This window comes from Pseudooctadecabacter sp., from assembly GCF_020627745.1.
Lineage (GTDB): Bacteria > Pseudomonadota > Alphaproteobacteria > Rhodobacterales > Rhodobacteraceae > Octadecabacter.
Map to the genome: position 1 here is coordinate 38,100 of NZ_JAHDGE010000022.1, position 11,022 is coordinate 49,121.

General features: G+C 61.7%; 11 protein-coding genes and 1 riboswitch. Of the genes, 6 read left to right on the forward strand and 5 right to left on the reverse strand.

Going from position 1 to position 11,022, the window contains the following annotated elements:
• Position 1: 1 nt before the first annotated feature.
• Positions 2–829, reverse strand: coding sequence for a 2,3,4,5-tetrahydropyridine-2,6-dicarboxylate N-succinyltransferase (gene dapD / locus QZ653_RS09940; protein WP_296419902.1), 828 nt, complete (start codon positions 827–829; stop codon positions 2–4).
• 62 nt (positions 830–891) lie between these two features.
• Complete coding sequence (locus tag QZ653_RS09945) at positions 892–1,815, reverse strand: threonine/serine dehydratase (protein WP_296419903.1); 924 nt, start codon at positions 1,813–1,815, stop codon at positions 892–894.
• 81 nt (positions 1,816–1,896) lie between these two features.
• On the opposite strand from QZ653_RS09945, the gene QZ653_RS09950 reads away from it, so the two are divergent.
• Positions 1,897–2,736, forward strand: coding sequence for a TIGR00730 family Rossman fold protein (locus QZ653_RS09950; RefSeq protein ID WP_296419904.1), 840 nt, complete (start codon positions 1,897–1,899; stop codon positions 2,734–2,736).
• Between the two features lie 72 nt (positions 2,737–2,808).
• Positions 2,809–3,294, forward strand: a complete 486-nt coding sequence (locus tag QZ653_RS09955) for a gluconokinase (RefSeq protein WP_296419905.1) — start codon at positions 2,809–2,811, stop codon at positions 3,292–3,294.
• A 3-nt stretch (positions 3,295–3,297) separates the two neighbouring features.
• Here QZ653_RS09955 and rlmN read toward each other — a convergent pair whose 3' ends face one another.
• Positions 3,298–4,482: a 23S rRNA (adenine(2503)-C(2))-methyltransferase RlmN gene (gene rlmN, locus QZ653_RS09960; protein ID WP_296419906.1), complete on the reverse strand. Its 1,185-nt coding sequence runs from the start codon at positions 4,480–4,482 to the stop codon at positions 3,298–3,300.
• A 94-nt stretch (positions 4,483–4,576) separates the two neighbouring features.
• Positions 4,577–5,104 (reverse strand): invasion associated locus B family protein, encoded by a 528-nt coding sequence (locus QZ653_RS09965; RefSeq protein WP_296419907.1) that lies wholly within the window; start codon positions 5,102–5,104, stop codon positions 4,577–4,579.
• A 184-nt stretch (positions 5,105–5,288) separates the two neighbouring features.
• On the opposite strand from QZ653_RS09965, the gene QZ653_RS09970 reads away from it, so the two are divergent.
• Together QZ653_RS09970 and QZ653_RS09975 are read left to right on the forward strand one after the other, a co-directional pair.
• A complete protein-coding gene (locus QZ653_RS09970) occupies positions 5,289–6,284 on the forward strand; it encodes an asparaginase (protein ID WP_296419908.1) in 996 nt (331 codons plus the stop codon).
• Positions 6,285–6,307: 23 nt separating this feature from the next.
• Positions 6,308–6,439, forward strand: a riboswitch (FMN riboswitch).
• A gap of 92 nt (positions 6,440–6,531) precedes the next feature.
• Positions 6,532–6,966: a 6,7-dimethyl-8-ribityllumazine synthase gene (locus QZ653_RS09975; RefSeq protein WP_296419909.1), complete on the forward strand. Its 435-nt coding sequence runs from the start codon at positions 6,532–6,534 to the stop codon at positions 6,964–6,966.
• Here QZ653_RS09975 and serB read toward each other — a convergent pair.
• Positions 6,963–7,832 (reverse strand): phosphoserine phosphatase SerB, encoded by an 870-nt coding sequence (gene serB, locus QZ653_RS09980; protein ID WP_296419910.1) that lies wholly within the window; start codon positions 7,830–7,832, stop codon positions 6,963–6,965. The two genes, QZ653_RS09975 and serB, sit on opposite strands and share 4 nt — an antisense overlap.
• A gap of 264 nt (positions 7,833–8,096) precedes the next feature.
• Between serB and QZ653_RS09985 the strand changes: the two genes are divergently transcribed.
• Both QZ653_RS09985 and serA read left to right on the forward strand, forming a co-directional pair.
• A complete protein-coding gene (locus QZ653_RS09985) occupies positions 8,097–9,236 on the forward strand; it encodes a phosphoserine transaminase (RefSeq protein WP_296419911.1) in 1,140 nt (379 codons plus the stop codon).
• Positions 9,237–9,306: 70 nt separating this feature from the next.
• Entirely contained in the window at positions 9,307–10,899 is a 1,593-nt protein-coding gene (gene serA, locus QZ653_RS09990) for a phosphoglycerate dehydrogenase (RefSeq protein WP_296419912.1), read from the forward strand.
• Positions 10,900–11,022 lie beyond the last annotated feature (123 nt).

Below are 11,022 nucleotides of genomic sequence, written 5' to 3' on the forward strand. Positions count from 1 at the left end.
CTTAGTCCCGCAGCAATTCGTTAATGCCGGTCTTGGACCGGGTGCGTTCGTCCACACGTTTGACGATGACTGCGCAATAGAGGTTCACGCCGTTCTTGGACGGCATGGAGCCTGCGACGACCACGGAATAGGGGGGTACTTCGCCGTACATGACCTCACCGGTGTCGCGGTCCACGATCTTGGTGGACTGGCCGATGAAAACGCCCATGCCAAGGACCGATCCTTCGCGGACAATGCAGCCTTCGACGACCTCGGACCGGGCGCCGATAAAGCAGTTGTCTTCGATGATGGTGGGGCCGGCCTGCATGGGTTCGAGCACGCCGCCGATGCCCACGCCGCCCGACAGGTGCACGTTCTTGCCGATCTGCGCGCAGGAGCCGACGGTGGCCCATGTGTCGACCATGGTGCCTTCGTCCACGTAAGCGCCAAGGTTCACAAAGGACGGCATCAGCACCACGCCAGGTGCGATATAGGCCGATTTGCGGACAATACAGTTGGGCACGGCACGAAAGCCTGCCGCATCCCAGCGCGCCGCATTCCAGCCATGGAATTTGCTGTCGACCTTATCCCACCATGTGCCATTCTGAGGGCCGCCTTCGTGGACTTCCATGTCCTTGATGCGGAAGCCCAGCAGCACAGCCTTTTTGGCCCACTGGTTCACGTGCCATGATCCATCGTCCTGCTTTTCGGCGACACGCAGTGTCCCGCTGTCCAGCGCGGCCAGTGTGTCTTCGATTGCGTCGCGCTGTTCACCGGTGGTGGCCGATGTGATGGTGTCGCGGGCGTCCCATGCGGCTTCGATTGCGGTTTCAAGCTGTGCGTTGGACATGATGGCCCCCGTTTGATGCGTTGCGTTGGGGCGCACATAGCGCGAAGCGCGCGCTGGGGCAATCAGATCGGGATGGGGGCGGGGTTCGCGCCGCACAACAGAACGGCGATACGTTCGTCCGGCCGGGGCGTGTAGGCCCCCGACAGCACGGCCGCGAGGGCGGCGGCGCCTGCCGGTTCGACCAGCTGGCGCAGGTGCTGCCAGAGGGCGGATTGGGCGCGGGACACGGCATCGTCCGTCACCAGCACCGTGTGCAGATTGTGCCTTTGGGCCAGTGACAGGGGCAAGGCGCCGATGCGTTTTGCGCCCAGCGCATTGGCACACAGGCCGGAGACGTCGACGTCGGTTTGCGCGCCATGGGCCAAGGCAGCGTGCATGGCGTTGGTTGTGGCGGTCTCCACCCCGATGATCCGGGGCGCGTCCGGTTGGTCTGCGAACCACGCCAGCGCACCGCTGATCAACCCGCCGCCGCCAATGGCGATCAGGACCGTGTCGGCGGCAAGGCCCTGTGCCTGCCATTCTTTGAAACAGGTCCCCTGTCCTGCGATGGTGGCGGGCGCGTCGTAGGGGTGGATGTCCAGCGCGCCGGTTCTGGTTTGGTGGTCTGCGGCTGCGGCGGCGGCATCCGCGTAAGCCCCAGCGACGATATGCAGGTCCGCACCGGTCTGGCGGATCACGTCGATTTTGGCGGGGCCTGCCATTTCCGGCACGAAGATATGCGCGGCATGACCCAGCGATTTTGCCGCCTGCGCCACCGCAGCCCCGTGATTGCCACCCGATGCCGCCACGATGCCCGCCGGTGGCACATCCGCCGTCAGCACGGAATTGAACGCCCCGCGTGCCTTGAAGCTGCCGGTGATCTGGCAGTGTTCGAATTTGAACTGCAGCGGTCGGCCAAACGCCTGTGATGTCATCACGGGGGTCACGTGGACGTGCCCTGCAATGCGGTCGGCGGCGGCGGTGATATCGGCTGAGGTGACGGACATGTCAGGGCCTTTGGTTGGACAAAGCCCGGCCAACCTGCCACTAAATTTGCAAAAGACACAATGCACCACTGGAGCAGCCCCATGAAAGACGACACACGCCGCCATCCGTTCCGCGACAGCCATCAGGACCGTGAAGAGGCCGCCCACGTCCCCGACACTCCGCAAACACGGTCGCCTGCCTATGCGCTGGCCTTTGCGGATGATGATTTCATGTGCCGGGATGAGTTGCGGCCTGTGCGGTTGCAACTGGAGCTGCTGAAACCCGAGCTGATGCTGGACGAGGCGGGCGTGGTGTCCACCGTGGTGATGTTCGGCGGCGCGCGCATTCCGGAACCGGCCAAAAAGGACAGCGCGCGGACCAAGACACTGGCGGAGTTGTCGGCCTTCTACGACGAGGCGCGCACCTTTGCGCGGCTGATGACGGAACGGGGCGACGCCAGTGAAAACGTCATCGTCACCGGCGGCGGCCCCGGTGTGATGGAAGCGGGCAACCGTGGGGCCATGGACGCCGGAGGGCGGTCTATCGGGTTGAACATCGTGCTGCCGCACGAACAGGCCCCCAATGAATACGTGACACCCGAACTTTGTTTCAATTTTCACTATTTTGCCATTCGCAAGATGCATTTCCTGATGCGGGCCAGCGCGATCACGGTCTTTCCGGGCGGCTTCGGGACCTTGGATGAACTGTTCGAGGCGCTGACGCTGATCCAGACCGGCCGCATGGCCAAGGTGCCGTTTTTGCTGTTTGGCAAGGCGTTCTGGCACAGCATCATCAACTGGGATGCGTTGTCAGAGGCGGGCACGATTTCTGCCGCCGATCTGGACCTGTTCCGCTTTGTGGACACCGCCGAAGAGGCGATCGCCGCCCTTGATGCATGGGAAGGCGCGGGCGAAAAACGCGGTGAAATTCCCGGTCGGTAGGAAACGGGGCTTGCTGTCACAGACAAGTCGGCCCATTTTACACGTATAAATTGCGCAGGTGAGAGGCCGCCGATGAGACTGATCGTGATGGGTGTTGCCGGTTCGGGCAAAACCACATTGGGCGTTGCGACCGCGCAGGAACTGGACGCCATATTTATCGACGCAGACGATCTGCATCCCGAAGACAACATTTCGCATATGTCGTCAGGCAAGCCCCTGACCGATGAAATGCGCTGGCCGTGGCTGGATGCCTGCGGGGCAGCCCTGCGCGATCACGACCGGATTGTGCTGGGCTGTTCGGCGCTGCGCCGGTCCTACCGCGATCACCTGCGGACGTTCGCGCCGGACGCGCGGCTGGTCTATCCGCGCGTGACCGAGGACATGATCCGCGAGCGGTTCAAACGCCGGACCGGTCATTTCATGCCGGAACGTCTGATCAACAGCCAGTTCCGCACGCTGGAACCGCCCACGATTGACGAAAACCCCATCCTTGCCCCCGCAACCCTGCCGGTGCAGCGCGCGGCCAAGCTGGTGGCGTCGATTGTTCTGGCGAAATAGGCGTTAAAGGCCCGCGTCAGCCTCGATCTGTTTGCGGGATTTGCGTTCGCGTTCTGTGGCGGATTTCAGCTGCCCGCACGCGGCCATGATGTCCTCTCCGCGCGGGGTGCGGATGGGGGAGGCATAGCCGGCCTTATAAACGATGTCGGCAAAGGCCTGAATGCGGTCCCAGTCGGAGCGTTCGTAGGGCGCGCCGGGCCATTCGTTGAACGGGATCAGGTTGATCTTGGCGGGGATGCCGTCAATCAGCTTTACCAGACGGCGGGCGTCGGCGTCGCTGTCGTTCACGTCCTTCAGCATCACATATTCAAAGGTGATACGTTCGGAGTTGCTGACCTTCGGATAGGCGGCGAGGGCTGCGATCAGTTCCTCGATATTCCACCGTTTGTTGATCGGCACCAGTTTGTCGCGGACCTCATCCGTTGTGGCGTGAAAACTGATGGCCAGCTGACAGCCGATTTCTTCCGCCGTGCGCGCGATTTCGGGCACAACGCCGGAGGTGGTGAGGGTGATGCGGCGGCGGCTGAGCGCGATGCCTTCGCCGTCCATCGCGATCTTCATGGCGTCGCGGACGTTTTCGAAATTATAAAGCGGCTCGCCCATGCCCATGAGCACGATGTTGGACAACAAACGCGGGCCGTTTTCGCCGGTGCCCTGCCCCGGTTCGGGCCATTCGCCCAGATCGTCGCGGGCCAGCATGACCTGACCGATGATTTCACCGGCCGTGAGGTTGCGGACCAGTTTCTGGGTGCCCGTGTGGCAAAAGCTGCATGTCAGGGTGCAGCCCACTTGGGAGGAAATACACAAGGTGCCGCGATCGGTTTCGGGGATATAGACCACCTCAACCTCATGTCCGCCTGCAATGCGCACGAGGTATTTGCGGGTGCCATCGGCGCTGACGTGTTTGGACACGACTTCGGGCAGATCAATCGAGAAGTGTTCGGCCAAGGTGGCGCGGAAATCCTTGGCGAGGTTCGTCATCACCGCGAAATCGCGCACACCCCAATGGTAGATCCACTGCCAGATCTGGTTGACGCGCATCTTGGCCTGCTTTTCCTTCACGCCGACACCGATCAGCGCATCACGCAACTGGGTGCGGGTCAGGCCGACAATGTTCACGGGGCCGCCTTCGGGCAGCTTGCGTTTGATCGTCATGACGTCTTGGGTGATGGGCGCGGAAGGCTCCATGAGAATCGTCCTTAGATGGGGTTGCGCGGTCTATATAATGACAAAGGCCGGTTGCCCAAGGGAAACCGGCCTTCGCAATTTCGCAGTGCGGCGTTTAGCTGCAGCGATTCGCGGCCTCTTCGACGCCAGCGGTAAAGCCCAGCAGCGAGAAGGTGTCGCGCGTGACGGTGCCGCGACCGGACCGTGCGGTCACGGTCGCCTCGGACCCGCGTTTCATGGCCGCAACGATCTGCGCGTCGGCCTCGGGCGTGGCGGGCCAGGCCCATTCGCCTTCGGTGAACAATTCATAGGCGGTGCCGCCGATGCTCAGTTCTGCGGTCGAACCGGATGCAAAAGGATAGCCCCCCGTGAACGTCACCTGTCCCTGCACGCCTGCACCGGGACGGTAGAAAACGAACAACAGGATCTCACCGCGGCGCACGGACACGACCTGTCCATCGCGGGAGTTCACGGTTTCCTTGGGCGCGGAAACGGCCCAGCATTCGGTCGGGTCGCTTTCCACGAAAACGGACCAGTCGGTGTTGGCCGCCACGCGGTTTGAACTGGTTTCCTGGGCGGTCGCTGTGGTGCCAAGCGTCAGCAACGCCAAAGCCCCCAGCGCGTGGGTCATTTTTGAAATCATCTTTACAGCCTCCAAGCTGTCCTTGCCTCTGGTTGCTCTATATAGCGCAGCACCTCTCTTGGGCACCTTTTCGGCTAGATTGAGCAGTTTCAACTCGATACCCCTAGCATTAGCAATAATTTGCCCAAATGGGAAAGCCTTTTGGGTGTGTCTATTTGCGCAAGGTTCCGCGCATGGGGGAAATATGACAGGCAAAGCAGTCGATTTGGTTGAAATCTGGCGCGGTGGGCGGCTGGAAAGCCTGCATCGCGGTCATGCGGTGGTGATGAACGCAGGCGGTGAGATCGTGGAAAGCTGGGGCGACCCCGATCACGTGACCTACCCGCGATCATCGGCCAAGATCATTCAGGCCCTGCCGATGGTCGAAAGCGGCGTGGCGGACCGGATGGGCCTGACGCCCGCGCATCTGGCATTGTCCTGCGCGTCCCATTCGGGGGCGGCCATCCACACCGATCCGGTCAACCGCTGGCTGGATGATCTGGACCTGAACGACGATGCGTTCCGCTGCGGCCCCCAGTGGCCGTCGGACATTCCGGCGCGCAACGGTCTGGTCAAGGCCGATGCCACGCCCTGCCGCTATCACAACAACTGCAGCGGCAAACACTGCGGGTTCCTGACCATGGTCAAGGCCAACGGCTGGGGGCCGGAGTATGTAGAGGCGGATCACCCCCTGCAGGTGCAGATCAAAGCGACGTTTGAGGACTTGTGCGAAGACACCTCCCCCGGTTGGGGCATCGACGGCTGTTCCGCCCCCAACCACGCAATGACCATTCGCGGCATGGCCCGCGCTATGGCCAGTTTTGCCGCCGCAGACGACCGCAGCGCACGCGGCGCTGCCATGGTCCGCCTGCGCGAGGCCACGATGGCCCACCCCGCCTTGGTCGCCAATGTTGACCGCGCCTGCACCCACCTGATGCAAGCGGGCAAAGGGGCGGTATCGGTCAAAACCGGGGCCGAAGGGTTCTTTATCGCGATTATTCCGGGCAAGGGCTTGGGCGTTGCGCTCAAGATCATGGATGGCACCACCCGCGCGTCCGAATGTGCCATGGCCGCGATCCTGTGCCGGTTGGGTGTGTTGGACGCCGATGACCCGCTGGTGAAGCAATACCGCAACCCCGACCTCAAGAATTTCGCGGGGCTTGTGACGGGCGACATGCGCCCCGCCGCAGCCCTTGCCTGACCTGTGATTCTGCGCCAGAAGGGCTGCGTTCTCAGGGCGGGGCGAAATTCCCCACCGGCGGTTACAGCCCGCGAGCGGCCCCTGTGTTAGGGGTGTCAGCAGATCTGGTGAAATTCCAGGGCCGACGGTCATAGTCCGGATGAGAGAGAGCAATGTCGTGCGGGTGTCCCGCGCGCCATATGTCTTTGCCCCGAGGTGATGTGTCACCCGCGCGCCCTGCGCGCGGCCAACGGGAAAGGAGACCCCCATGACACCCACCCGCTACGCCTTTGTAAAGGCGAACTGGCACGCCCAAATCGTGGACCGTGCCTATGATGGTTTTGTCGATGTGATCCCTGCGGAAAACGTCGATGTGTTCGATGTGCCCGGCGCGTTTGAAATGCCGCTGGTCGCGCGTGATCTGGCACTTTCGGGCCGCTATGCAGCGGTGGCCTGTGCGGCGCTGGTCGTGGATGGCGGCATTTACCGGCACGACTTTGTGGCGCAGGCCGTGGTGGACGGGCTGATGCGCGTGGGTCTTGATACCGGCGTGCCTGTGTTGTCGGTGTCACTGACGCCGCACCAGTTTCAAGACACAGACCACCACCATGCGATCTACCGCGATCACTTCGTCGAAAAAGGACGGGAGGCCGCGCGCGCGGCGCTGATGATCGGTAAAACGCGGGCCGCGCTGGCGGCTTAAGTCACGAATTCGGTCTTGGCATAGCCTTGCAGGTACAAAAGCGCGGTCAGGTCGCCATGATTGACCCGCACGCGGCATTTTTCCTGCAAGGCGGGCTTACCATGGAGCGCCACACCGGTGCCTGCGTTTTGCAACATCAGCAGGTCGTTCATGCCGTCACCGACCGCCAGAACATCCGCCGGGGTGATGCCAAGACGCGCCGTGATTTCGTTCAGCGCCTCCAGCTTGGCCTGCTGGCCAAGGATCGGACGCACGACCTGACCGGTCAGTGCCGCGCCCTCGACCGCAAGCGTATTGGCGCGATTTTCGTCAAAGCCCAGCGCCTCGGCCACCGCAGAGGTAAAGGCCGTGAACCCACCGGACACGAGCGCCGCATACCCGCCGTGCGCCTTCATCGTCTGCACCAAGGCCCGCCCGCCGGGCATATGGGTGATGCGATTGGCCAGAACATCCGCGATGACCTGAACCGGCAATCCGGCCAGCAGGCCGACCCGTTCATCAATCGCGGCCTCAAAATCCAACTCGCCATTCATCGCACGCGCCGTGATATCGGCCACGCGCGCGCCAACGCCGGCCTCATCGGCCAGCTCATCAATGCATTCCTGCTGGATCATGGTGCTGTCCATATCCGCCAAAAGCATCTTTTTGCGGCGGCCGTCCAAGGGCTGCACGATCAGATCAACGCCCTGCCCCTGCACATCGGCCCAGACGTCATCCGCGTTGTCCGGCATCCGCTCCATCGCGAACTCAGCCGCCTCATCCGCGGCCAGCCATTGGGCGGATTGGCCGCCCCATGCGTTGCGCAGGGCCTCGACCAAGGCAGGCTGCAAGCCGCCCGGTTTTGCGATCAATGTGGTGACATACATGGCGCGCCCTCCTGCGTTGCCCGTCAGAAACCAAGGATGACAGAAAAGCGCAACAGGTCCCCCTTCATCTGGCCAAAAAAACTCAAATCCGACGGCACGACCGGACCCTCAGGTTTCCGATAGACTCCCGCCCGTGCCGCAAATTCCTTCGGTCCGGTCGCAAATGCTGCATTTTCGCTGTTGCCGCGCCCGCTGCCACCCACTAAGTCCGCTCGTGGGACACCCTTCCCCAACGAAGGGCATTTATCTGTGAGGATAGCATCAATGGCTTTATCAGCTCCGGCCACGCGGCCGGCAAATTCGCGTTTTTCGTCTGGCCCCTGCGCCAAACCCCCCACATGGACACTGGACGCATTGAAGGACGCCCCCTTGGGCCGGTCCCATCGCGCCGCTGTGGGCAAAGACAAATTGAAAGCCGCAATCGAAGGCACCCGTGAGGTGTTGGGCATTCCGGCGGATTACAAAATCGGCATCGTGCCCGCGTCCGACACCGGCGCTGTGGAAATGGCGATGTGGTCCCTGCTGGGCGAACGCCCGGTGCAGATGGTGGCTTGGGAAAGCTTCGGGGCGGGCTGGGTCAGCGATGTTGTCAAACAGCTGAAGATCGACGCCTCCGAACATGTGGCCGACTATGGCGAAATCGTCGATATGGCGGCCCTCGACTACGACCAGGACGTCGTCTTCACGTGGAACGGCACAACGTCCGGCGTGCGGATGCCGCACGGTGACATGATCCCCGCAGACCGCGCTGGCCTGACGATCTGTGACGCCACATCAGCCGCCTTCGCGCAGGATTTGCCGTGGGACAAACTGGATGTGACGACGTTTTCGTGGCAGAAAGTCATGGGCGGTGAGGCCGCGCATGGCATGTTGATCCTCAGCCCGCGTGCGGTTGAACGGCTCGAATCCTATACGCCCGCTTGGCCCATGCCGAAGATTTTCCGCCTGACCAAAGGTGGCAAGCTGATCGACGGAATTTTCGAAGGCGCGACCATCAACACGCCCTCAATGCTCTGTGTCGAGGATTACCTTTTTGCACTGAACTGGGCCAAATCCATCGGCGGTCTGGCCGCATTGCGGATGCGGGCCGATGCCAACGCGCAGGCGATCTGGAATTTCTGTGCAACCCGCGACTGGATCGACAATCTGGCGGTGGAAAAGGCCACTTGGTCCAACACGTCCGTGTGCCTGAAATTCACCGATCCACGCATCACGGACGGCGCGGCCTTTGCCAAGGCAATCGCCAAACGGCTTGAGGCCGAGGGGATCGCGCTGGACATCGGTGCTTACCGCGATGCACCCGCCGGTCTGCGTATTTGGTGCGGGGCCACGGTTGAGACCAGCGACATCGAAGCGATGCTGCCGTGGCTCGACTGGGCGTTCCAGACTGAAATCAGCGCGTAATCAAATTTTTCAAAAAATTCGGGCTCAAAACCTCTGATGAGGTTTTGCGGCCCGTCCGAAAGGAACTCAAATGCCTAAAGTACTCGTCTCCGACAAACTGTCCGAAACCGCCGTCCAGATCTTCCGCGATCGGGGCATCGACGTGGATTTCATGCCCGAACTGGGCAAGGACAAGGAAAAACTGGCCGAAGTGATCGGCCAATATGACGGTCTGGCCATCCGGTCCGCCACCAAAGTAACCGCCAAACTGCTTGAGGGTGCCGACAACCTGAAAGTCATCGGCCGCGCCGGGATCGGCACCGACAATGTCGACAAAGAGGCCGCGTCCAAAAAGGGCGTGATCGTCATGAACACGCCGTTCGGCAACATGATCACCACAGCCGAGCACGCGATTGCGATGATGTTTGCCGTGGCCCGCCAAATTCCCGAGGCCAGCGCCTCGACCCATGCGGGCAAGTGGGAAAAGTCGAAATTCATGGGGGTTGAACTGACGGGCAAAACCCTTGGCGTTATCGGGGCCGGCAACATCGGCGGGATCGTGTGCGACCGCGCCCGCGGCCTGAAGATGAAGGTCATGGCCTATGACCCCTACCTGGGCGAAGAAAAGGCCGAAAAGATGGGCGTCCAGAAAGTCGAACTGGATGAACTGTTGGCCGAGGCCGATTTCATCACCCTGCACGTGCCCTTCACCGATCAGACAGCGAATATCCTGTCCAAGGAGAATATCGCCAAGCTGAAGAAGGGCGTGCGGATCGTGAACTGTGCGCGCGGTGGTCTGGTGGACGAGGATGCCCTGGCCGAGGCGTTGAAGTCCGGCCATGTGGCCGGTGCCGCCTTTGACGTGTTCAAAACCGAACCCGCCACCGACAGCCCGCTGTTCAACCTGCCCAATGTGGTTGTCACCCCGCACCTTGGGGCCGCCACCACCGAAGCGCAGGAAAACGTGGCCTTGCAGGTGGCAGAACAGATGTCCGACTATTTGATGACGGGCGCTGTGACCAACGCGCTGAACATGCCGTCTGTGACCGCCGAAGAAGCCAAGGTCATGGGGCCATGGATCGAACTGTCCGGCCATCTGGGCAACTTCACCGGTCAGATGACGGATGAGCCTATTCAGGCCATCAACATCCTGTTCGACGGCACGGTCAGCGACATGAACCTGAAGGCGCTGACCGCGGCGACCATCGCCGGGATCATGAAGAAGGCGAACCCCGACACCAACATGGTCAGCGCGCCCGTGATTGCCAAAGAACGCGGCATCAAGATCAGCACCACCAAGCAGGATAAATCCGGCGCCTTTGACGGCTACGTCAAGGTGACCGTCGTTACGGCCAAACGGGAACGGTCGGTTGCAGGCACTGTCTTCAGCGACGGCAAGCCACGGTTCATCCAGATCAAAGGCATCAACATCGACGCCGAAATCGGCGCGCACATGGTCTACACCACCAACGAAGACGTGCCGGGGATCATCGGTGCCTTGGGCCAGACCATGGGCGAAAACAACGTCAACATCGCGAACTTTACCTTGGGTCGCGCTGCGGTCAAAGGCGAAGCCATCGCGCTGCTTTATGTGGACGAACCTGTGCCCGCACCGGCGCTGAAGGCGCTGGAAGACACGGGCCTTTTCACGCAAGTCAAACCCCTGACGTTCGACGTGGCCTGATCTTCTTGGGTTCAAAAATACCTCAGGGGGTGAATTGGCGCAGCCAAGAGGGGGACAGCGTCCCCCTTCCCCCGCCCGCCGCAGGCGCATAAACAGCCCTTATGTTATATGCAGTTGGCGATA